Annotated in this window: 18 protein-coding genes; 11 read left to right on the top strand and 7 right to left on the bottom strand. The window is 71.4% G+C overall.

Annotation, left to right across the window (positions count from 1 at the left end):
* Nucleotides 1-2: 2 nt before the first annotated feature.
* The 3 genes from ACPXBU_RS30455 to ACPXBU_RS30445 are packed head-to-tail and all read left to right on the top strand — an operon-like array spanning nt 3 to nt 3,459.
* A complete protein-coding gene (locus tag ACPXBU_RS30455) occupies nt 3-1,052 on the top strand; it encodes a 4Fe-4S dicluster domain-containing protein (protein ID WP_425760833.1) in 1,050 nt (349 codons plus the stop codon).
* The gene (nrfD, locus tag ACPXBU_RS30450) at nt 1,049-2,125 is read left to right on the top strand and encodes an NrfD/PsrC family molybdoenzyme membrane anchor subunit (RefSeq protein ID WP_393371589.1); all 1,077 of its coding nucleotides are present in this window, start codon (nt 1,049-1,051) and stop codon (nt 2,123-2,125) included. Before ACPXBU_RS30455 ends, nrfD begins: the two co-directional genes overlap by 4 nt.
* Nucleotides 2,126-2,175: 50 nt before the next feature.
* Nucleotides 2,176-3,459 (top strand): L-lactate MFS transporter, encoded by a 1,284-nt coding sequence (locus ACPXBU_RS30445; RefSeq protein ID WP_425760832.1) that lies wholly within the window; start codon nt 2,176-2,178, stop codon nt 3,457-3,459.
* Nucleotides 3,460-3,519: 60 nt separating this feature from the next.
* On the opposite strand, the gene ACPXBU_RS30440 is transcribed toward ACPXBU_RS30445, so the two are convergent.
* Nucleotides 3,520-4,023: a VOC family protein gene (locus ACPXBU_RS30440; RefSeq protein ID WP_393371584.1), complete on the bottom strand. Its 504-nt coding sequence runs from the start codon at nt 4,021-4,023 to the stop codon at nt 3,520-3,522.
* A 129-nt stretch (nt 4,024-4,152) separates the two neighbouring features.
* Nucleotides 4,153-4,689, bottom strand: coding sequence for a winged helix-turn-helix domain-containing protein (locus tag ACPXBU_RS30435; RefSeq protein ID WP_425760831.1), 537 nt, complete (start codon nt 4,687-4,689; stop codon nt 4,153-4,155).
* Between the two features lie 286 nt (nt 4,690-4,975).
* On the opposite strand from ACPXBU_RS30435, the gene ACPXBU_RS30430 reads away from it, so the two are divergent.
* Nucleotides 4,976-9,379, top strand: coding sequence for a S8 family serine peptidase (locus ACPXBU_RS30430; protein WP_425760830.1), 4,404 nt, complete (start codon nt 4,976-4,978; stop codon nt 9,377-9,379).
* Between the two features lie 71 nt (nt 9,380-9,450).
* On the opposite strand, the gene ACPXBU_RS30425 is transcribed toward ACPXBU_RS30430, so the two are convergent.
* Nucleotides 9,451-9,957 (bottom strand): winged helix-turn-helix domain-containing protein, encoded by a 507-nt coding sequence (locus tag ACPXBU_RS30425; RefSeq protein ID WP_393371575.1) that lies wholly within the window; start codon nt 9,955-9,957, stop codon nt 9,451-9,453.
* A gap of 251 nt (nt 9,958-10,208) precedes the next feature.
* Between ACPXBU_RS30425 and ACPXBU_RS30420 the strand changes: the two genes are divergently transcribed.
* The 4 genes from ACPXBU_RS30420 to ACPXBU_RS30405 are packed head-to-tail and all read left to right on the top strand — an operon-like array spanning nt 10,209 to nt 13,834.
* Entirely contained in the window at nt 10,209-11,180 is a 972-nt protein-coding gene (locus tag ACPXBU_RS30420; protein WP_425760829.1) for a phosphatase PAP2 family protein, read from the top strand.
* A gap of 16 nt (nt 11,181-11,196) precedes the next feature.
* A complete protein-coding gene (locus ACPXBU_RS30415) occupies nt 11,197-11,892 on the top strand; it encodes a response regulator (protein ID WP_425760828.1) in 696 nt (231 codons plus the stop codon).
* Complete coding sequence (locus tag ACPXBU_RS30410; protein ID WP_425760827.1) at nt 11,889-13,343, top strand: ATP-binding protein; 1,455 nt, start codon at nt 11,889-11,891, stop codon at nt 13,341-13,343. Before ACPXBU_RS30415 ends, ACPXBU_RS30410 begins: the two co-directional genes overlap by 4 nt.
* Nucleotides 13,340-13,834 (top strand): hypothetical protein, encoded by a 495-nt coding sequence (locus tag ACPXBU_RS30405; protein WP_425760826.1) that lies wholly within the window; start codon nt 13,340-13,342, stop codon nt 13,832-13,834. Before ACPXBU_RS30410 ends, ACPXBU_RS30405 begins: the two co-directional genes overlap by 4 nt.
* On the opposite strand, the gene ACPXBU_RS30400 is transcribed toward ACPXBU_RS30405, so the two are convergent.
* From ACPXBU_RS30400 to ACPXBU_RS30390, 3 genes are read right to left on the bottom strand one after another with little or no spacing between them, the layout of a single operon-like run.
* Nucleotides 13,827-14,876: a D-alanine--D-alanine ligase family protein gene (locus ACPXBU_RS30400; protein ID WP_425760825.1), complete on the bottom strand. Its 1,050-nt coding sequence runs from the start codon at nt 14,874-14,876 to the stop codon at nt 13,827-13,829. The genes ACPXBU_RS30405 and ACPXBU_RS30400 overlap by 8 nt on opposite strands.
* Complete coding sequence (gene alr / locus ACPXBU_RS30395; protein WP_425760824.1) at nt 14,873-16,015, bottom strand: alanine racemase; 1,143 nt, start codon at nt 16,013-16,015, stop codon at nt 14,873-14,875. The genes ACPXBU_RS30400 and alr overlap by 4 nt, the downstream gene beginning before the upstream one ends.
* Complete coding sequence (locus ACPXBU_RS30390; RefSeq protein ID WP_425760823.1) at nt 16,012-17,160, bottom strand: acyltransferase family protein; 1,149 nt, start codon at nt 17,158-17,160, stop codon at nt 16,012-16,014. The genes alr and ACPXBU_RS30390 overlap by 4 nt, the downstream gene beginning before the upstream one ends.
* Nucleotides 17,161-17,272: 112 nt before the next feature.
* Here ACPXBU_RS30390 and ACPXBU_RS30385 point away from each other — a divergent pair, with 112 nt between their 5' ends.
* Genes ACPXBU_RS30385 through ACPXBU_RS30375 form a run of 3 tightly spaced genes read left to right on the top strand, consistent with a single transcriptional unit; the run spans nt 17,273 to nt 20,332 of the window.
* Nucleotides 17,273-18,145 (top strand): LLM class F420-dependent oxidoreductase, encoded by an 873-nt coding sequence (locus ACPXBU_RS30385; protein ID WP_425760822.1) that lies wholly within the window; start codon nt 17,273-17,275, stop codon nt 18,143-18,145.
* A 46-nt stretch (nt 18,146-18,191) separates the two neighbouring features.
* On the top strand, nt 18,192-19,349 hold the full coding sequence (locus ACPXBU_RS30380; RefSeq protein WP_425760821.1) for an FHA domain-containing protein: 1,158 nt from the start codon (nt 18,192-18,194) through the stop codon (nt 19,347-19,349).
* Complete coding sequence (locus ACPXBU_RS30375) at nt 19,346-20,332, top strand: serine/threonine-protein kinase (protein ID WP_393371549.1); 987 nt, start codon at nt 19,346-19,348, stop codon at nt 20,330-20,332. Before ACPXBU_RS30380 ends, ACPXBU_RS30375 begins: the two co-directional genes overlap by 4 nt.
* On the opposite strand, the gene ACPXBU_RS30370 is transcribed toward ACPXBU_RS30375, so the two are convergent.
* Complete coding sequence (locus ACPXBU_RS30370) at nt 20,316-21,854, bottom strand: serine/threonine-protein kinase (protein WP_425760820.1); 1,539 nt, start codon at nt 21,852-21,854, stop codon at nt 20,316-20,318. The genes ACPXBU_RS30375 and ACPXBU_RS30370 overlap by 17 nt on opposite strands.
* Nucleotides 21,855-21,892: the final 38 nt, after the last annotated feature.

Raw genomic sequence — 21,892 nt, 5'->3', positions numbered from 1 at the left:
CCATGCCCCACGCCAACGCCCTGTACGGCCCGTTGGATCCGGCGCCGGACGCCGGTTACGAGGACGCGCCGCCGCGGATGGGGTTCTTCACCGACACCAGTGTCTGCATCGGTTGTAAGGCGTGCGAGGTGGCCTGCAAGGAGTGGAACGGTGTGCCGGAGAGCGGCCTGGACCTGCTCGGCATGTCGTACGACAACACCGGCGCGCTGACCGCGAACTCGTGGCGACACGTCGCGTTCGTCGAGCAACCCCGCCGCGCCGGCCTGGCGACCCCGGCGTTCGCGCATAACCCGGACGGGCCGGCGGTCAGCCCGGCGACGGCGGCGCTCGGCGCGCTGACGAGCGTCGACACCGGCACCAACCCGGGGCTGCCCACCGGGTCGCCCGCCGCGGCGGCGCGCATGTCGGCCGGCCCGCAGCCGGAGTTCCTGGGGATGCCGGGGGCGCAGCCCCCGGGCCGGGGCACGGGTGTGGAGGAGCGTTCGGATTTCCGGTGGTTGATGATGTCGGACGTCTGTAAGCACTGCACCCATGCGGCGTGTCTGGATGTGTGTCCGACGGGTTCGTTGTTCCGGACGGAGTTCGGGACGGTGGTGGTGCAGGAGGACATCTGCAACGGTTGCGGTTACTGCATCTCGGCGTGTCCGTACGGTGTGATCGACCAGCGTAAGGACGACGGTCGGGCGTGGAAGTGCACGTTGTGTTACGACCGGTTGGGTGCGGGGATGACGCCGGCGTGTGCGCAGGCGTGTCCGACGGAGTCGATCCAGTACGGGCCGTTGGACGAGTTGCGGGAGCGGGCGGCCACGCGGGTGGCGACGTTGCGGGGGCGGGGCGTGCCGGAGGCCCGTCTGTACGGGCACGACCCCAACGACGGTGTGGGTGGTGACGGGGCGTTCTTCCTGCTGTTGGACGAGCCCGAGGTGTACGGGTTGCCACCCGACCCGGTCGTGACCACCCGTGACCTGCCGGCCATGTGGAAACGCGCGGGCCTCGCCGCCCTCGTCATGACGGCCGCCACCGTGTTCGCGTTCGTCGGCGGTCGACGATGACCGACAGTCCACCGAACGAGCCGGCCGGCGCCCGGTTCCGCGAGTTCCAGGACCGCGTCGACCAGGCCGTCGGGCAGCGCCGGGGCGGCCGGGGTCGCGGTCACGACGGCGAGCAACTGACCGTGCCGGTGGCCGACTTCACCTCCTACTACGGCCGCCCGATCCTCAAACCGCCGGTGTGGAAACACGACATCGCCGGCTACCTGTTCACCGGAGGCCTCGCCGCAGGCGGCGCGCTGATCGGCGCGGGCGCCCAACTGACCGGCCGCCCCGGCCTGCGTCAGGTGGGGCGGTGGACCGCCCTCGGCGGCGTCACCGCCAGCGCGTACCTGCTGGTACACGACCTCGGGCGCCCCGCCCGGTTCCACCACATGCTCCGGGTCGCCAAGCTGACCTCGCCGATGTCGGTCGGCACCTGGATCCTCACCGTGTTCGGACCACTCGCCGGTGTCGCCGCGATCACCGAACTGGCGCCGCGGCTGCCGCAACACGGAGTGCTCGGCCTCGCCCGCCGGCTGATGCCCCCGGTCGGCAACGTCGCCGGCCTGGCCGCCGCGGCCACCGCCCCGGCGCTTGCCACCTACACCGGGGTGCTGCTCGCCGACACCGCCGTACCGTCCTGGCACGACGCGTACCCGTCGTTGCCGTTCGTCTTCGCCGGCAGCGCGCTCGCCGCCGCGTCCGGTGTCGGACTGATCGCGGCGCCCGCCGCGGAGACCGCCCCGCTGCGGCGACTCGCCCTCGCCGCGGCGACCACCGAGGTGGTCGGCGGTCGCCGGCTGGAGCGGATGGGCCTGACCGGGGAGCCCTACACGCAGGGTCGCAGCGGCCGACTGATCCGGGCCGGGCGGGTGCTGCTGGGCGTGGGCACCGTCGCCGCGTTGTTCAGCCGGCGCAGCCGGATGCTGTCCGCGCTCTCCGGCGCCGCGCTTGTCGCGTCGTCGGTCGCCACCCGGTTCGGCGTCTTCGAGGCGGGGATGGCGTCGGCGCGCGACCCCAGGTACACGGTCGTGCCGCAACGGGAACGGCGCGACCGCAGGGAGGGCCGGTCGCCGGCCGAGGAGCGGACATAGCTCGACCAACAGGCGCCAGCCAATGAGCCAGCAGACGGGGGACTCAGCTCATGGCACACACCGCAACCGATCAAGGAAGATCCGCGCCGACGCGGGGCCGATGGGGTCTCGTCGTCGCCGCGGTGCTCGTCCAACTCGCGCTCGGCGCGGTGTACGCGTGGAGCGTGTTCAACAAGCCGTTGCAGGACGAATTCGGCTGGGCCAAGTGGGAGGCCGTGCTGCCGTTCGAGGTGGCGATCGGCACGATCTTCATCGGCAGCCTGATCGGCGGTCGCATCCAGGACCGGCGTGGCCCGCGACCGGTCGCGCTCGGCGGTGGGGTGCTCTACGCGGTCGGCAACATGCTGGCCTCGCTCACGTCGTCGGAGGACGACCTGTGGCTGCTGGTGCTCACCTACGGCGTGCTGGGGGGAATCGGCCTGGGGGCCGCGTACATCACCCCGATCGCGATGCTCGCCAAGTGGTTCCCGGACCGGCGCGGCCTGATCACCGGCATCGCGGTCGCCGGGTTCGGCTTCGGCGCGGTGATCGTCGCGCCGGTGGCGAAGAGGCTGCTCAACGGCACCGACGACCCCACCCACGTGTTCTTCCCGCTGGGCGTCGCGTACCTGATCGCGATCCTGCTCGGGGCGTCGTTCTTCCGCAACCCGCCGGCGGGCTACCAGGTGCCCGGGTTCACGCCGAAGACCGCTGGTCGCGCCCTCGCCGGCACCCGGGTCTACACCCTGCGGGAGGCCCTGCGCACCCGGCAGTGGTACCTGCTCACCGGCATCCTCGCGCTCAACGTCACCTGTGGCATCGCGCTGATCTCGCAGGCGTCCGATGCCGCCCAGGTCATCACCGGCGCCAGTGCGGCGGCCGCCGCCACCCTGGTCGGCGTGCTCGGTCTGTTCAACGGGGCCGGGCGGGTGGCCTGGGCGTGGTTGTCCGACCGCACCGGGCGGATGCCGGCGTTCCTCGGGATGCTGCTGCTCCAGGCGATCTGCTTCTTCATCCTGCCGCACGCCGCGTCCCTGGCGCTCTTCGCCGTCCTGGCCGCCCTGGTCTACCTCGCCTACGGCGGTGGATTCGGCACGATGCCCGCCACCGCTGCGGACTACTTCGGCACGCCCAACGGCGGCGCCATCTACGGCGCGATGATCGTGGCCTGGAGCATCGGCGGCGTGGTCGGCCCGCTTGTCACGTCGGTGCTCTACGAGGCGAGCGGCAAGAGCTACACGCTGCCGTTCACGGTCATCGCGATCGTCGCCCTGATCGCCCTGGTCCTACCGCCGATCACCCGAATGCCCTCCGAGCCAGGAATACCAGGGTCACCGGGCGGCGCAGGCCGCTGAGCCGGCCGGCAAGAGCGACGGGGGTGCGGGCCGGGAACCGGCCCGCACCCCACGTCGACATCACTCGCGGGAGAACCCGCCCTTGGGCGCGATGATCTCCAGGTTGGTGCCATCGGGGTCGTTGAAGTACGCGACCTCGGTGCCGACGGCGGCCGGCGGGTTCACCTCGCCGGGCGCGAACGTGTACGGCTGCCCGAGGAACTCGATCCCGGCAGCGCTCATCCGGTCGAAGACCGACCGTACGTCGTCGACCTGGAAACACAGGTGCATCGAGCCGGGCCGGTTGGCGGCGACCTGGGCGGCGTCACCGACCGGCTCCTGGAACTGGATCAGGTCGATCCCGAGGTTGTCGAGGTTGAACGTGGCGTACCGCAGCTTCGTCGTCGGCAGCCCCTGCGACTGCGCGAACCCGGCGCCGTGCATGCTCTCGTCCCGGACGACCGGCTCCGCGCCGAGCAGGGCCCGGTAGAACGCGACCGAGCGGTCAAGGTCACTCACCGCGATTCCGACGTGCGCGGCCGACGTGAGGCCGATGGACACCGTCGAGGTGTTCGGGAATGCCATGCTGACTCTCCTTACCTGCGTTCTGCGTCGCATCGGTGATGCTGATCTTGGTCCCGTACCCCGATGGGGCCGGTTTATGCGGCGACGTGTCCGGCCGCACGCGCCCCGCCTGCCCACATCAGGCAGGCGTCAGGCTCTTTCGATGCGTGGGTGGCGACGGTCGGTCAGCCGCAGCCCGACGCCTCGGACGGCTTCGATGCTGGCCCCGGTGTCTAGCTCGTGCAGCTTGCGTCGTAGCCGCTTCACCAGGGACTGCACGTCCGCCCTGCGCTCGCGCCCCTCGTCCCGCCAGACCGACCGGTGCAGGTCGGCGTAGCTCCAGACCCGGACCGGCTCGGTGGTCAGGCAGATCAGCAGGTCGTGCTCCAGTCGGGTGAGGTCGACCTCGCGATCCCGGTAGCGGGCGACGGACCGGGCGGAGTCGATCACCAGGGCCGTGTTGGCGGCGGGCGTCGGCCCGGACGATGTGGTGGACGGCTGCTGTGGCGCGGCGATCAGTCGGCGTAGCTCGTCGAGGTCGGCCACCAGCAGCAACGGCGCGATGCCGTCGAGGCGTTCGGCGAGCCGGATCCGTTCGGCCGGCGACGAGGTCACCGCGATCAACAGCGGGAACGGCTCGTCGGCCGGATCGCCCCGATCCAACGTCGCCTCGTCGTCCTCGGCCACAGCACCGCCCGGGATCGATGGGCATCCCTGCCCAGCTATCGTCATGGTCCTGACAATGATTGGCAAGCGCGTCACCAGCGGGACAACTCTTAGCGACAAGTTGCTCACGGCAAGTTCTTGATCGTCCGTTCTTCTCGATCATAGTGTCCAGTCGGGCAACCGGCGTGACCCGCGCGGTGCATGGGGAGGCATGGGGGGTTCGATCTCTCGGCCCGCCGAGACGATCCTCCCGCACCCTCACCATGGCCCATTGACACCCTGGGTCGTTCTGAGGGAGGCAGCACCGATGTTCAGACGTCCACAATGGGGGCGCGCGGCCAGATCGCTGGTCAGCGCCGGGGCGGCGACGATCCTCACCGCCACATGCTTGGTCACCATCGGATCCGGCGCGCAGGCCGCGCCGGGCGGCGCGGTGGGGGCGGGAGACAAGATCCGACCGGAGCTCGCACAGCAGCTCCAGGCCAAGAGTGAAGGGGACTTCTGGATCCGGTTCAAGGACCGGGCGGACCTGAGCAAGGCCAGCGCCATCAAGGACTGGTCGAAGCGCGGCACGGCGGTCGCGGACGCTCTGCGCAAGACCGCCGCGGCGAGCCAGGGCAAGATCCGGGCCGAACTCGACAGCTCGGGCGCGAAGTACCAGACCTTCTGGGTCACCAACGCGATAAAGGTGAACAGCGGCTCCCTGGCGATGGCGCAGACGTTCGCCAACCACGCCGAGGTCGAGGGCCTCTACGCCCCGGTCACCTACAAGGTGCCCGAGACGATCAAGGGCACCGACGAGAAGACCGCGAACGCCGTCGAGTGGGGCATCGCCAACATCAACGCCGACGACGTCTGGTCCCAGTTCGGCGTCAAGGGCGAGGGCATCACCGTCGCGAGCATCGACAGCGGGGTCCAGTTCGACCACCCGGCGCTCGTGAACTCCTACCGCGGCAACAACGGCGACGGCACGTTCGACCACAACTACAACTGGTTCGACGCCGCCGGCACCTGCGAGACCGGCCCCTGCGACGACGACGGCCACGGTACGCACACGATGGGCACCATGGCCGGCTCCGACGGCGCGAACCAGATCGGTGTCGCCCCCGGGGTCAAGTGGATCGCGGCGAACGGTTGCTGCCCCAGCGACGCCGCTCTCATCGAGTCCGGGCAGTGGATGCTCGAACCGCTCGACCTCAACGGCCAGAACGCGGACGCGAGCAAGCGACCCAACGTCATCAACAACTCGTGGGGCACCCGGGACCCGTCCAACGAGCCCTTCATGACGGACGTGACGGACGCCTGGGCCGCGTCCGGGATCTTCGGCGTCTGGTCCAACGGCAACAGCGGGCCGGCATGCCAGACCAGCGGCTCGCCCGGCAGCCTCGCCGACAACTACTCGACCGGCGCGTACGACGTCAACAACAACATCGCCGGCTTCTCCGCCCGGGGCACCGGGCAGGACGGTGAGATCAAGCCCAACATCTCGGCCCCCGGCGTGAACGTCCGGTCGAGCATCCCGGGCAACGCCTACGGCAGCAGCAGCGGCACCTCGATGGCCGCGCCGCACCTCGCGGGCGCGATCGCGCTGCTGTACTCGGCGGCCCCGTCCCTCATCGGCGACATCGACGCGACCCGTGCGCTGCTCAACGGCACCGCGATCGACAAGGCCGACGCCCAGTGCGGCGGCACCGCGGCCGACAACAACGTCTACGGCGAAGGCCGGCTGGACGCCCTCGCGTTGCTCACCGCCGCGCCCACCGGCGACATCGGCACCCTGGCCGGCACCGTCACCGACGCGGCCACCGGCGCCCCGATCGCCGGCGCGACAGTGACGCTCACCGGCCCGACCACCCGTGAGGTGACCACCGGCGCCACCGGCACCTACTCGACCCAGCTCCCGACCGGCGACTACCAGGTCACCGTGGCGGCCTTCGGCTACGGCAGCACCACGAAGCCGGCGACTGTCACCAAGGCCACGACCACCACGCTCAACGTCGCGCTGACGCCGGTGGCGAGTGTCAACGTCACCGGGGCGGTCACGGACGGCTCCGGCCACGGCTGGCCGTTGTACGCGAAGGTGACGGTCACCGGGGTGGCCGGCGTCTACGACTACACCACCCCGTCGAACGGCCGCTACAGCCTCAAGCTGCCGGCCGGGCAGACCTACACCCTGAAGTACGAGTCGCAGTACCCGGGCTACCAGACCGTCACCAAGCAGGTCGTGGTCGGCTCGGGCAACGCCACCGCGAACGTCGCGGTGCCGGTGGACACCACCGTCTGCACCACCGCGCCCGGATACACGACCGGCTCCGACGGTGAGTACGAGACCTTCGACGCCACGACCACGCCGGCCGGCTGGACCGTCGTGGACAACGCGGGCAGCGGTCAGGTCTGGACGTTCACCGACGACGGCGACCGGGGCAACCTGACCGGCGGCAGCGGCAACTTCGCGATGATCGACAGCGACAACTACGGTGCCGGCACCAGCCAGGACACCTCCCTGGTCAGCCCGGTGGTCGACCTGACCGGCGTCACGGCCCCGGTCATCCGGTTCAACCAGGACTTCAACCAGCTCAACGACGACACCGCCGACGTGGACCTCAGCATCGACGGTGGTGCCACCTGGACGAACGTGCTCCGGCAGGAGACCGACGTCCGGGGCCCGAAGCTGACCGAGATCCCGATCCCGCAGGCGGCCGGTCAGGCGCAGGTGCAGGTCCGGTTCCACTACTACGACGCGTCCTACGAGTGGTGGTGGGAGGTCGACAACGTCCTGATCGGCAGCCAGATCACCTGCGTGCCGGTCGACGGCGGGCTGGTCGTCGGCAACGTCCGCGACAAGAACGACAACAGCTACGTCAACGGCGCGACCGTCACCAGCAAGGACCGGCCGGCCGAGAAGGCCGTCACCGTGGCGACCCCGGACGACCCGGAGTTGGCCGACGGCTTCTACTGGATCTACTCGACGCTCACCGGCACGCACCCGTTCACGGCGACGGCCGGCAACTACGTCAGCCAGACCAAGCAGGTCGACGTCGAGGCCGACTGGGCGACCGTCGCGAACTTCCAGCTCGCGGCCGGCCGGCTGTCGGTGACGCCGACGCAGGTGAGCGCCACGGTCCAGATGCCCAGCGGCAAGGCCAGTAAGACGTTCACGGTGACCAACACCGGCGGCGCGCCGGTCGAGGTCAAGTTCGGTGAGCGGGACAACGGGTTCGAACTCCTGCGGGCGGACGGGTCCAAGGTCACCAGGCAGCAGGTGCTCGGCGGCTCCGGCGCGCCGGAGCAGCGGCTCAACGCCGCGACGTCCTTCGCCGCGAAGGCGTCCGGCAAGGCGGCCAAGGCGGCCACCGCGGGGGTCGGCCCGCAGGCCGCGCCGTGGACCGACATCGCCGACTACCCGTCCACGATCATGGACAACCGGGTGGTGAACCTGGCCGGCAAGGTCTACTCGCTCGGCGGTGGCGACGGGAGCGCCTCCACCACGAAGAACTACGCCTACGACCCGGTCGCGCAGACCTGGACGGCGATCGCCGACCTTCCCGGCGCCCGTAACGCCCTGACGGCCGGCGCCGTGGAGGGCAAGATCATCGTCACCGGTGGCTGGGGTGAGTCGGGGCCGGACTCGGCCACCTGGTCGTACGACCCGGGGGCCAACGCCTGGACCGAGCTGGCCGACAACCCGGCGCCGCGATCGGCGGCCGGTCAGGCCGTCGTCGACGGCAAGCTGTACGCCATCGGCGGCTGCACCACCGCAGGCTGCACGCCGATGTCGAACAGCGTGGTCCGGTACGACCCGGCCACTGACACCTGGACGACGCTTGCCAACTACCCGAAGTCGGTGGCGTTCGCCTCCTGCGGCGGGATCGACGGCATCGTCTACTGCACCGGCGGCAACGACGGGGCCGCCGCGCTGAAGTCCAGCTACGCCTACGACCCGGGCGCCAACACCTGGAGCACGGTCGCCGACGCGCCGACCGACAACTGGGCCAGCTCGTACGCCGTCGCCAACGGCAAGCTCCTCGTCGTCGGCGGTTCGCAGGGTGGCGCCATCAGCAACGCGGGCTTCGCCTTCGACCCGGGCACCGGTTCGTGGTCGAACCTGCCGAACGCCAACACGCCGCGCTACCGCGGTGGGGCGGCGTGCGGCTTCTACAAGATCGGCGGCTCGTCCGGCAGCTTCGACGCGGCGGCGGACAGCGAGGCGCTGCCCGGCTTCGAGGGCTGCGCCGAGTCGGCGGCCGACGTGAGCTGGTTCGCCATCGACAAGTCGGCGGCCACCCTCGCGCCGGGTGCGAAGGTCACGGTCACCGTCACGATGACGGCGAACGTGGACCAGCCGGGCACCTACTCCGGCGCGGTCGCGATCTCGGAGAACACGCCGTACTCGGTCGCGCCGGTCGCGGTGACCATGACCGTGAACCCCCCGAAGACCTGGGGCAAGCTCATGGGTACGGTCACCGGCACCAACTGCCAGGGTGCGACCTCGCCGCTCACCGGCGCGGTCGTGCAGGTCGACTCGTGGGCGTCGTCGTGGACCTTCGCGACCGACGCCCAGGGCAAGTACGCCTACTGGGTGGACCGCCGCAACAACCCCATCACGATGATCGTCGCCAAGGACGGCTGGAAGCCGCAGACCCGTCAGACGAAGATCAACAGCACCACTCCGACCGTGGAGGACTTCGGGTTGGCGCCGATCCGGTGCTGACACCCGAACGGTAGCGATCACGTCCGGCCCGCCTGGTGTCCGACCAGGCGGGCCGGACCGTGTCCGGCGGATCAGACCGGAACGAGCCGGAAGCCGACCCCGCGTACCGAGTGGATCGTCGCCGCGGCGTTCAGCCTGGCGAGCTTGCCGCGTACCCGGCGGACCACCGAGTGCATGTCGGAGCCGCGGCCGAGGTGCCGGTTGCCCCAGACCTCGAGGTGCAGGCGCTCGTAGGTCCAGATCTGCCCGGGCGCGTGCACCAGGCAGAGCAGGACGTCGTGCTCCAGGCGGGTCAGGTTGATCTCCTGGTCGCGCCACCGCAGCACCCGCCGGTCGGAGTCGACTGTCAGGTCCGGTGGCGGCGGCGGTGGGCTCGGCGCGACGTCGGCGAGCACGCCGGTGACCGGGGGAGTCGGAACGGGAGGTGTCTCGACCACCCCGAGGAACTCCCGTGCCTGGTCGACTGTCGAGACGATCAGGAAGGCGTCGCTTCCGCCGAGTAGTCGGGCCAGCTGTCGGCGTTCGGCCGGTGACGACGCGATGCCGATGACCAGGCTGTCGACAGAGATTCCCTGCATTCCCCCAACCCCTTCCGGTTCCCCAACTCACTCCGGATGGATTTGTCGCACCGTCGATGCCACACATCGATCGGCGCCCTGACCCTAGTGGCGGCTGATCTCGCCCGGGTAAAACATCGTCGATGCAAGCAGATGAATTCGACCACGTCGCGGTGGTCAGCAGCCGGTCGCCGGCGGTCCGGAAGCGGTTGTGACAGAACCAAGACAATCCGCGCACGGTGTACGGACCTGCCGGGGTGAGCATTGTCGTCATGTCCATCGGATCGTCGTACCCCGTCGGGCGGTCGACGCCCGGCCCGCAGCCGGCGCGACCCCTGCCGCACGCCCGCACGGCCGTGCCGCTGGGTCTCCGGCTGCTCGCGGCGTCGCTGTGCGGCCTGCTCGCCCTGGCCCTCACCGCGGCCGTCTTCGTGCGCACGTACCCCGGTCAGTGGTGGGACGGCGCGCTCCTGCCGCGCGCCGAGCGGGGCGGAGGCTACGAGCAGCAGACGGTGCTTGTGGGTCCGGCCAAGACCGTACTGGCCACCTTCGGCAGCCCGACACTCCTGGCCGCCCTGCTCGGCGCGGTGCTGGTGGTGGGTGCGCTCCGCCGGCGGTTGGCGGCCGGCGTGGTCGGCGTGGGCATGGTCCTGTGCGCGGTGGTGGTGGCCGGCGCGGTGAAGTCGGCGCTGCCCCGCCCGGACCTTCAGATCGAGAGTTCGACCACCCACAACAGTTTCCCCAGCGGCCACGTCACGGCGGCCACGGCGCTGCTGCTGGCGTTCATGCTGGTCCTTCCCGGGTGGGCCCGGCGGTGGCTGGTGGTGCCGGGCGCGGCGGGTGTCGCCCTCATCGCGGCGGCCACCATGATCGCGGGCTGGCACCGGTTCAGCGACGCGCTCGGCGGCGTACTGCTGGGGGTGGCGGTGTTCTGCCTGGCCGCGGCCGCCCTGGTGGTCTGGCGGGGGGACCAGGGCGCGGACGACCGGCCGGTTGGCGGCAGCCCGTGGCGCGGGCTGACCGAGGGGGCGGCCGGCCTGGTCGTGCTGGTCGGGGCGCTCGCGGTGGTCGTGCCCGACCTGGCCACGTCGGTGCGGCGCGGGGCGCTCGTCGCCATCGTCGTGGTCGGCGCGGTGACGATGGTCCTGGTGGGTTCGGTGGTGTTCCTGGTACGCGCCACTGATCTCGCCTGCCCGCGTCGCCCGCGGTCACGGCCGTCGACCGGATCCCAAAAGATCTCATGATGGGATACTTGACGACATGTCCCAGGTGCTGCTGATCGAAGACCACCAGACGGTGCGCGACGGACTGCAGCTGGCGCTCACCCGGCAGGGCCACACCGTGCACGCCGTGGGGACCGGTGAGCAGGGGTTGGACCTGCTGCGCACGACCTCGTCCGACGTCGTGGTCCTCGACCTCATGCTGCCCGGGATGGACGGGTTCGAGGTCTGCCGCCGCATCCGGCAGCTCGGCGACCTGCCGATCATCATGCTCACCGCCCGCAACGACGACATGGACGTGGTGGCCGGCCTGGAGGCCGGCGCCGACGACTACGTGGTCAAACCCGTGCAGGCCCGGGTGCTCGAGGCGCGCATCCGCGCGGTGCTCCGACGGACCGGTGGTGAGTCCCGACGTCCCGCCGGTGAGCGCGCCGGTGTGGAGGAGTACGGCCCGCTGACCATCGACCGGGCCGCGCTCGTGGTCAGCAGGGACGGGACACCCGTCGGCCTGGCGCCGACCGAGCTGCGCCTGCTGCTCGAACTCTCGCACACGCCCGGCCAGGTGCTCAGCCGCCAGCAACTGCTGGAGGCCGTCTGGGAGCACGGATATCTCGGGGACTCACGGCTCGTGGACGCGTGCGTCCAGCGGCTGCGCGCCAAGATCGAAGTCGACTCGTCGGCGCCGGTCTTCATCCAGACCGTGCGCGGTTTCGGATACCGGTTCGGGCCGCTGTGACCCGCTGGGCCAGTGCCCGGGTCCTGGGCCTGCGGGTGCGGCTGCTCCTGACCTTCGCGCTGCTGGGCGTGACCACGACGGCGGTCGTGGCCAGTGGCAGCTACTTCCAGGCCCGGACCGTCATCCTGCAACAGGCGCAGGACGCCGCCGTGATGTCGCTCACCGACCAACTCGCGAAGGTCTACCCGATCGTCCAGCTCCCGCCGACCCAGGCCGACCTCGACCTGCTGGCCCAGCGGCTCTCCGACCGGCAGGGCTCCGCGGTGGTCGTCTACCGGGACATGCGGTCACAGGGCGGTGTGGAGATCGCCGACCCGCTCACCCCCGAGCTGCGCCGGGAGGTCGGTGACGGCCGGATCGCCTGGCAGCGTGTCTCGCACGACGGACAGCCCTGGCTGCTCATCGGCACCCAGTTGACTCTCGAGGAGTCCGACGGCACGTCCCGGTCGTCCGGGCTGGAGGTCTACTCGGTGCGTAACCTCGTGCCCGAGCAGCAGAGCATCAACCGGCTCGCCACCCGGGCGTGGCAGACCGGCGGGCTGTCCCTGGTCCTCGCCGTCCTGCTGGCCCTGCTGGCCGCCCGCGGCGTCCTGCGGCCCGTCCGCGACCTGGGTCGGGCGGCCCGCCGCCTCGGCGAGGGCGACCTGAGCACCCGGCTGACCGTCCGGGGCGCCGACGAGCTGGCCGACGTGGCGCGGACCTTCAACGACACCGCCGGAACGCTGGAACGGCAGGTCGGGGAGCTGCGGCGGATGGAGTCCGACGCCCGCCGCTTCGTGGCCGACGTCTCGCACGAACTCCGTACGCCGCTGGCGGCGATGACGGCGGTGACCGACGTGCTCGACGAGGAGGCGGACCACCTGCCCGGCGACGCGGGCCGAGCCGCCCGGCTGGTCAGCCGGGAGACGCAGAACCTCACCCACCTGGTCAACGACCTCATCGAGGTCAGCAGGTTCGACTCCGGCACCGCGCGGCTCGCCCTGGACGACGTGGACGTGGCCGCGGCGGTGACCGCGACCCTGCGGATCCGGGGCTGGGCCGACCGCGTACGCGCCGACCTGCCACCGGGAGTCATGGCCCGGCTGGATCCCCGCCGGCTCGACGTCATCGTCGCCAACCTGGTCGGCAACGCCTTCCGGCACGGCGCCGAGCCGGTGTCGGTACGCCTGCGCGCGGACGCGGACTGGGTCACCGTCGAGGTCGCCGACCAGGGTCCGGGGCTGGACCCGGCGGTCCTGCCGCACGTGTTCGACCGCTTCTACAAGGCCGACACCGCGCGGACCCGCTCCGACGGCAGCGGCCTCGGCCTCGCCATCTCCTGGGAGAACGCGCGCCTGCACCACCACGGCGACCGGCGGGGGAGCCTCGTCGCGGGCAACGCCCCCGGTGGCGGCGCGGTGTTCACCCTCCGACTGCCCCGCGACCCGGCGGACGACGGAGGTGCCAGGTGACCAGGCGCGCGCTGCTCGCCGGTGGCGTTCTGCTCACGCTTCTCGCCACCGGCGGCTGCGGGGTACGGCCCAGCGAGGTCATCACCGGTCGGCCCGCGGTCAGTGGCCCGTCCCGGGGCGTCGGGCTCTACCTGCTCGGGGACGGCGAACTCGTGCTGGTCCTGCGCCCGGCGTCGGCGGACGCCTCGCCCGCCAACGCGCTCGCCCTGCTCGCGGCCGGTCCGCTGGGGTCCGAACGCGGCCAGGGTCTCACCAGCGAGGTGCCGGCCGGGCTCGACCCGGTCACGGTGACGTCGGGGGCCGACGGGTCCGGTGACCTCACGGTGCGCACCACCGGGGCGGCCCGGTCCCTGTCGCCCAGGGCGGCCGACCAGATCATCTGCACCGTGGCCGACGCCGCGGCCCAGGTCGGCCTGGCGGGCAACTCCACACCGGTCGCCGTCGTCGGGTCCGACGGCGCAAGACCGGCCCGGCCGTGCCCGCTCAGCTGACCGGATGCCGACCACCGCTGCGCGCCAGGTCGACGGGTCGCGCCTGCCGGGGCAGCCCGGTGTGGCGGTCCCGGTCCTCGTCGACGAGCGCGCCGGCGATCAGGATGTCGATGAGCGCGGCGAACCCCAGACCGGCCTGGGCCCAGATCTGCGGGAACTGCGACGCGGCGGTGAAACCGGGGAACGTGTTGACCTCGTTCACGATGGGCTCGGGGGACCCCTCGGCGGGCAGGAAGAAGTCGACCCGGAGCAGGCCCCGGCAGTCCAGGGCGCGGAAGGCGCGGATCGCCCGGTCCTGGAGCACCTCGGTGGTCTCCGCGTCGAGCGGGGCGGGGATCTGGAAGGCCGCCCCGCCGTCGTACTTGGCGTCGTAGTCGAAGAAACCGGGCCCGGTCACCCGGATCTCCAGCGGCGGGCCGGCCTGCACCCGCCCGTCCGGGTGCTCGAGGACGGCCACGTCGATCTCCCGCCCGCGCGCCCCCTGCTCGACGAGCACCTTCGGGTCGACCTGACGGGCCTGCTCCAGCGCTGCGGGCACACCCGCCCACTCGTCCACCTTGACCACGCCCAGGCTGGAACCGGCCCGCGCCGGCTTGACGAAGACCGGCAGGTCCAGCCGTTGCCGGTCGGTGGACGACAACTCCTCGCCGGGACGCAGGGTCACCCCCGGGCTGACCCGCAGGCCCTCCGCCGCGAGGAGTCGCTTGGTGACGCCCTTGTCCATGCCGGCGGCGCTGGCGAAGACACCGTTGCCGACGTACGGCACGCCGAGCCACTCCAGCAGCGACGCCACAGTGCCGTCCTCGCCGTACGGGCCGTGCAGGGCCGGGAACACCACATCCTGGGTACGCAGCACGCGCAGCGCCTGGGGGAGTGTCGTCGGGCGACCGCCCACGTGCCACCCGCCGGCACGGTCGATGAGCACCTCGGTGACCTCGTACCGCTCCCGGTCCAGGTTGGCGAGGATGCTCGCCGCCGAGCGGCAGGACACCTCGTGCTCGCCGCTCTGCCCGCCGTACAGCACTGCCAGTCGGGTTGTCATGAATTCCGTGCCCTTTCGTGGAGGTGGTCGCGGGCCACCCGGGGCCCGATCCCGGTCAAGATCTCGTGCGGGTTGGTGTCGGCCCAGCGCGCCCACTCGACGACGGTCGGTGGGGCCTGGTCACCCTCGCCGGGGCCGAAGACCACGACCGGGTCGCCGATCGTCACCGGTTGGTCTCCGGCGTCGACCACGCACTGGTCCATGGCGACGCGCCCGACGACGGGGCACCGTCGGCCGCCGAGCCACACCTCGGCGCGACCGCCGGTGACGCGGGGCAGCCCGTCGGCGTAGCCGAGCGGCAGCAGCGCCAGCGTGGTCGGCGCGCCGGTGACGTGGTCGGGCCCGTAGGAGACGCTCGTGCCGGCGGGCACCCGCTTGACGTTGACCACACTCGTGCGCACCGTCATCGCCGGGGTCAGCCCGAACTCGCCCGGACCGCTCGCCCCGAAGGGGTCCACGCCGTACAGCGCGATCCCGATCCGGCAGAGGTCGTAGCGCGTCCGCGGTGCGGACAGCGCGGCCGCCGAGTTGGCCAGGTGCACCAGGTCCGGGTCGAGGCCGGCCGAGCGGGTCACCCGCAACGCCTCCTCGAAGGCCGCCACCTGCCGACCCAGCTCGGGTGCGCCCGGCAGGTCCGCGTCGATGAGGTGGGACCACACCCCGCGTACCCGGATCGCGCCCTCCCGCTCGTACTTGCGGGCCCACCGCACCAGCTCCGGCCAGTCGTCCCCGGCTGCCCCGTTGCGGGACAGACCGGTGTCCGCCTTGAGCTGCACCATCGCCGGTACGCCGAGCAGGTGGACCGCGTCGACGACGGCGTGCAGGTGCGTGGTGGTGGACACCCCGACGTCGATGCCCGCCGTGAGCAACGCCCCGAAGTCGTCGTTCGGCCGGTGCAGCCAGCTCAACGTGGGCGCGGTCACCCCCGCCGTACGCAGGGCCAGCGCCTCGGCCGCCGAGGTCACCCCCAGCCAACGCGCGCCGGCGCGCAGCGCGGCACGGGCCACCTGCACCGCGCCGTGACCGAACCCGTCCGCCTTCACGACGGCCATCAGGTCGGTGCCGGTGAGCGACGTGATGGCCCGCACGTTGTCGGCGATCGCCCCGAGGTCGACCACCGCCTCGGCCAGCGCGCTCATCCGGTCGCCCCTTCCCGGCGGGGACCGGGGAGCGCGAACAGCCAGCGCGCGCGCACCGCCACCAGCCCGCGGTGGACGGCCAGGCTCACAGCGATCACCAGCCCGCTCAGCAGAATCGGATAACCGAGCACGATCAGGCCCTGGGCGGACCGGTCCAGCCCGGAAATCGGTACGAGCAACAGCCGGTGCAGCAGGGCCAGGACCGGCATGTGGATGACGTAGATCGGCAGTGTGATGCGGCCGAGCCTAGCCAGCGGATCACTGAGTGCCGACCACCGGGCCAGCCGGGCAGCGGCGGTTATGCCGAAGATCACTGCCACCGCGGACACCGCCGTCCACACGCCGAACCACTGCTGGGCGCCGGCCGCCGCCATCGCGGCGAGCGCGAGCGCGTAGGCGCCCGAGGTCAGCACGAGGCGGCGCCTGCTGGCGGTGGCCGCCCACCGCTCGATCTGCGGTCGCAGGGACAGGCCGGCGAGGAAGAAGACCAGGTTCTGATAGAGGCCGGCCCGATTGCCCGGGGTGTCGAGCAGTCCGGCGGCGGCGATCGCGGACAACGCCGCGGCGGGCACGAGGACCAGCGCCCGGGGGAGCCGGCGGGTCGCCTTGGCGACTGTGAAGTACAGCGCCAGCGCGTACAGGTACCAGAGGTTCGACGGCGTGATGGTGAGCTGCTCCAGCAGGCCCAGGGCGGAGGTGGCGCGGTCGGTCGGCAGTTGCGGGGCGGCGGCGAGGACCGCGGTGTGGATCAGCAGCCAGACGACGTACAGGTAGAGGAACCCGGCGATGCGGCCGCGGGCGACGACCCGCCACGGCCGCTGGGCGGCGTTCGCCGCGAAGACGCCCGAGATGGTGAAGAACAGCGGCATCCGCAGCGGCAGGAACTGCTCACCGAGCGTTCCCCACAGGCCCGGCACCGGTACGCCGACGTGCCAGTCGATCTGCAGGTAGTCCTTGACCACGACGTGCCACAGGACGACGAGGATGATGCAGACGCCCTTCGCCGCGTCGGCCCACCGCGCCCGGTGTGACTGCCGGTCGGCGGGGACCGTCCGGGTCCAGTACCGGTGGCGAAACCGGACGCGCGTCGCCTCGGGCTGCGTGTCGACGGGCCGGGACTCGGTGGGAGACAACTGTTGGATCACTCAGCAGAAGCTGCCAGCCGGATATCCGCGCGTGATCCACGAATTGTCATGATCTGGTAATGGACGCGGCCAGCCCTCGACACGTCCCCTAGGCTCGTTGCGGAGGTGCCACATGAAGCTCGGGCTGCACTACTGGAACTACTCGACCCCGGCCGACCCGACCGCGATCGCGCCCACCCTGGCACAGGCGGCCACCACCGCCGAGCAGGCCGGCGTCGCGTCGTTCACCGTGATGGACCACTTCTTCCAGATGGACGCGGTCTTCGCCGCCGAGGAGCCGATGCTGGAGGCGTACACGACGCTCGGCTACGTCGCGGCGAAGACCGAGCGGATGACGCTGGGCGTGCTGGTCACCGGTGTGATGTACCGGTACCCGGGGTTGCTGGCCAAGACCGTGACGACCCTCGACGTGCTCTCCGGCGGCCGGGCCCGCCTCGGCATCGGCGCCTCCTGGTACGAGCGGGAGCAGCTCGGGCTGGGCGTGCCGGTGGTCCCGGTGGCCGAGCGGTTCGAGCGGCTGGAGGAGACGCTGCGCATCTGCCTGCAGATGTGGAGTGCCGACGACGGGCCGTTCGACGGACGCCACTACCAGCTCGCCGAGACCATCAACTCGCCGCAGCCGCTGCGCCGCCCGCACCCGCCCATCATGATCGGTGGCGGGGGCGAGAAGAAGACGCTGCTGCTGGTGGCGCGCTATGCCGACGCCTGCAACCTGTTCGGCCGTGCCGGCGTCGACGACGTGGCGCGCAAGCTGGACGTGCTGCGCGGGCACTGTGCCTCCGAGGGCCGCGACTACGACACCATCGAGAAGACGGTGGTGGCCGCCCGGTCGCCGCTGGACGACACCGACGCGTTCCTCGCCGAGGTGTCCGACTACGCCGCGCTCGGTGTGAGCGAGGTGCAGGTGACGCCGGACCGGCACCCGGTCGAGTTCGCCACGCGCCTTGGCGACGAGGTGCTGCCCCGGCTGGCGGACATCGGCTGATCCCACGACGACGATGCGGGGACGCCAATTGTGAACGGAATTGTCGGTGGCCCCGCATCGATTCGGGTCGCGGAAGCGACGATGCGTGCCACGTACAGTGTGGACCGTGTGGATTGAAGAGCATCTGACCACGGTCCCGGACGTGACTGATGTCGTTCTCGATCTGTCGAACGTGGTGCGCGAGCGTGGGCTGTGCAGTGCACGGGAAGCCGACATGCGCCGCCTGCCGGCGTTGATCAACGGTCTCAAGAGCTACCTGCAGGACGAGACCGTTCGGGTGTACGCCGTGACCGACTGGTCGCTCTGGCGCCGAACGGACCTGCTGCCGCCGACCGACAGGCGCAACCTGAAGCGCTGGATCGATCTCGGCTGGGTCGAGGCCCGCGAGGGCGCGGACGATCGCGTCGTCGAGATCGCCGACGTCACGGGCGCCAGGATTGTCAGCCACGACACCTACAAGGGCAGGCATCGGGCTTTCCCCTGGATCCCGGGCAGCTCCGACCGCTTCCTCGGCATGGAGCCCGACGGCGACGGCGTCCGGGTCGTCGCGCGGACGATCCCGATCTACCCCGAGCGGGTGCTGTCCAGCGCCGAGGAGCAGGATCTGCTGCGGGAGGCAGGGCTGTACGACCGGGAACGCCAGTTGCGGCGCGCGCCTCTGTCGCGTGCCTGGTTGTGCCCCGAGCCGGAGTGCCCACTCTTCGGCGCCGGGCGTGCCGATGGTCAACCGCTTCCGGTGTACCGCAACGGTCGGGTGTGCTGCCCGACGCACCGACAGGCGATGGCCGACCTCGGCCCGCTCGTACGCCCGTTGCAGATCAAGGTATCGGTGGACCGTAAGGTGGTCGATCGTTTTCAGGTGCCGCCGGGCGAGCCGGTGGTCGTCGGCCGGGAGCTGCTCCAGCGCGTGCCCGCGGCGCTCCTGGAGTGGATCAGCCGGCGGCACGCCGAGATCCGTTGGGACGGTCAGGCGCTGACGGTCGCCGATCTGCGCAGCAGCCACGGCGTGCGCGTCAAAGGCCGCCGGCTTCCGCCCGGCCGGCCGGAGCGGTGGGACTTCCGCGACGCGGTCGCCCTGCATGACCGGGTCAAGCTGGTGGTCAGCGGCCGACACTACGTCTTCGACGTCGGGCCGTCATCGCCTGTCGAGCCGCCCGCTGTGGCGTTCGACGCGCAGACCCGCCAGCACCGGGATCACCGGTGATCGGCCGGCGGTTGGATGATCGCTACACCCTTGGTGAGCGCATCGGCGCCGGCGGCTTCGGGCAGGTGTTCCTGGCCCGGGACACGAAAATGGACCGGGATGTCGCGATCAAGGTGGTCCGGGACGAGGGCGAGCCTGCTCACCTCGCCCGGTTGCTGCGCGAAGCGCGGGTGCTCGCCGGGATCCGGCACCCCAACATCGTCTACATTCTCGATGTCGGTGACGATTACATCGTCATGGAGCGGCTCACCGGTCCGAATCTGCTGACGTTCGTGAGGCCGCGGCTGCCGCTCCCGGTGGACGAGGCGGCCAGCTACGGGGTCGCGCTGGCCGGCGCGTTGACGGTCCTGCACGACCGGCCGGATCCGATCGTGCATCGCGACATCAAGCTGGAGAACATCATGCTCGACGGTGAGCGCGGCCGTCAGCAGGTCAAGCTTGTCGACTTCGGGCTCGCCGCCGCCCCGAACCTGACCCGGGTGACCCAGATCGGTGTGGTGATCGGCACGCCCGGCTATCTGGCGCCGGAGCGGCGCGACGGCCTCCCGGGCGGTCCGCCCTCCGATGTCTACGCGCTCGGCGTCACCCTGCACGTGCTACTCAGCGGGTCTATGCCGGTCGCGGCGGACGCGAGCTCCGGACGGGCCGCCCGGTCGCTCGCGCAGTTGCGGCCGGCGCTGCCGCCAGGCCTGGCGGACCTCGTCGATCGCATGCTCGCCGCCGACCCGGCAGTGCGACCCGGCGCGGCGGAGGTCCGCGACGCCCTGGCCGGTGTCGGCGGGGCGCGGGTCGCGGCGGAGGCCCTCGCCTCCCGGCTGGCCGGCCAGTTCACCGAGATTCAGGTCCAGTTCGGTCAGGGACGCGAGGCCCTGGCGGCCTTCGCGCTGGTGCGACTGCTGGCTCGGGCTGGGGCGGAGCTGGGCTCGGACCATTCGCTTGTGCGTCGGATCAGGGCGTATGCCGACCTCAGGCGAACTCCGTAGTGGCCCACAACGTCGCCGTGCCGGTGTCCCCCGCGGTGAAGCCGCCACTGATGGTCTTGACGGTGGCGTAGCCCACCAGGCCCTTGTCGGTCTGGAAACAGAACACCGAGTTCTTCTGGACCGTGACGCGGGTGGTGCCGACCGTCGCGATCAGGTCGTGGCAGGCCCGGGGCGACGGCTGGGTGTTCGCGGGCAGGTGCGCGACGCTTGTCTCGTCTCCACCGCCGATCCCGCCGATGGTGGACTCCACGTTGTTGGTAAGGCCGAGTTTCAGATCGACCACGCCGGCGTCCGGGTCCACGGTGGGAGGGAGCTGGTCCAGGTCGATGCCGTCGCCGTTGATCCGGATGTTGCCCGTCCACCGGACCTCGTCCGCTGTCGGAGATGGAGACGGAGTTGGAGACGGGGACGGAGGTGGCGGGCTGGCCGCCGGCGCGGTGCTGCTGATCTGCGCCGCCGGCGTTGCGGACGAGCTGGCCAGCCCTGCGGTGTCCCTTCCCGGGTCGGTCGAATCGGGGAGCAGTTTGACCGTGACCACTGTCGCCGCCGTCAGCACCCCGGCCGCGGTTCCGGCGGCGACCAGCCACCGCCGGACGCTGTTTCGGCGGGGCGGGACCGTGGCCGGCGGCGCGGGTTGGGCCGCGACGCGCGCCAGCTCCGCCGTACGTGCGGCGATGTCAGCCGTCAACGCCGGAGGCAGCCAGCCCTCGGCCGGCCTGGGCGTGCCGGCGCACTCGGCGATCACCTCGGCGGTGGTCGGCCGATCGGCGGGGTCGACCGACAGGCACCGCTCGATCAGGCCTCGCAGCTCCGGTGGACAGCCGGTCAGATCCGCCTCGCCGTTGGTGATCCGCAGGAGCTGGCTGGCAAACGTCCCCTCACCGAAGGCTGACCGGCCGGTCGAGGCGAAGTACACGACCGCGCCGAGGGCGAAGACGTCGGAGGCGGGCACGGCCTCCTGACCGAGCGCGACCTCCGGAGCCATGAAGCCGGGCGTGCCGATGGGCGTGCGTGAGATGAGGCTCTTGGTGATGTCCGTCGCGCGGGCGACGCCGAAGTCGATGACCGTCGGACCGTTGGCGGCGAGGATGACATTGCCGGGCGAGAGGTCCCGGTGGATGACATCGCAGGAGTGGATGTTCTGCAGCGCGGCGGCGATCGTGGCGATGAGCGTCTGCGCGCTTGGCAGCGGCAGGGGGCCGTGCGCGCGTACCGCGTCCAGCAGCGTCGGCCCGATGACGTATGCCGTCGCCAGCCAGGGCACGGGCGCGGCCGGGTCGGCTTCCAGCAGCGGCGCCGTGTACCGGCCCGACACCTCCTGGGCCGCTCGTACCTCGCGCGCGAACCTGGCTCGGAAGTCCGGATCATCGGCGTACTCCGGGCGGATCACCTTGATCGCCAGCGGGCGTCCCCCCGGTGCGAAGCTGAGGTAGACCTCGCCCATGCCTCCGGCACCGAGTCGGGCGCGCAGGCGGTACCCGCCGATCTCGCGCGGATCGCGATCGTTCAAGGTGGACAGCACGGGCATCAGCGTAAGGCAATGCCGTCTCCACCGGGCGG

This window comes from Micromonospora sp. DT231 (assembly GCF_049847025.1).
Lineage (GTDB): Bacteria > Actinomycetota > Actinomycetes > Mycobacteriales > Micromonosporaceae > Micromonospora.
This window is presented reverse-complemented; position numbering and strand designations above follow the sequence as displayed.

Coding starts and splice junctions, on each gene's coding strand:
- ACPXBU_RS30420 (WP_425760829.1), top strand. CDS start 10,209: ATGTCCATCGGATCGTCGTACCCCGTCGGGCGGTCGACGCCCGGCCCG.
- ACPXBU_RS30400 (WP_425760825.1), bottom strand. CDS start 14,876: ATGACAACCCGACTGGCAGTGCTGTACGGCGGGCAGAGCGGCGAGCAC.
- ACPXBU_RS30455 (WP_425760833.1), top strand. CDS start 3: ATGCCCCACGCCAACGCCCTGTACGGCCCGTTGGATCCGGCGCCGGAC.
- ACPXBU_RS30415 (WP_425760828.1), top strand. CDS start 11,197: ATGTCCCAGGTGCTGCTGATCGAAGACCACCAGACGGTGCGCGACGGA.
- nrfD (WP_393371589.1), top strand. CDS start 1,049: ATGACCGACAGTCCACCGAACGAGCCGGCCGGCGCCCGGTTCCGCGAG.
- ACPXBU_RS30440 (WP_393371584.1), bottom strand. CDS start 4,023: ATGGCATTCCCGAACACCTCGACGGTGTCCATCGGCCTCACGTCGGCC.
- ACPXBU_RS30425 (WP_393371575.1), bottom strand. CDS start 9,957: ATGCAGGGAATCTCTGTCGACAGCCTGGTCATCGGCATCGCGTCGTCA.
- ACPXBU_RS30385 (WP_425760822.1), top strand. CDS start 17,273: ATGAAGCTCGGGCTGCACTACTGGAACTACTCGACCCCGGCCGACCCG.
- ACPXBU_RS30430 (WP_425760830.1), top strand. CDS start 4,976: ATGTTCAGACGTCCACAATGGGGGCGCGCGGCCAGATCGCTGGTCAGC.
- alr (WP_425760824.1), bottom strand. CDS start 16,015: ATGAGCGCGCTGGCCGAGGCGGTGGTCGACCTCGGGGCGATCGCCGAC.
- ACPXBU_RS30445 (WP_425760832.1), top strand. CDS start 2,176: ATGGCACACACCGCAACCGATCAAGGAAGATCCGCGCCGACGCGGGGC.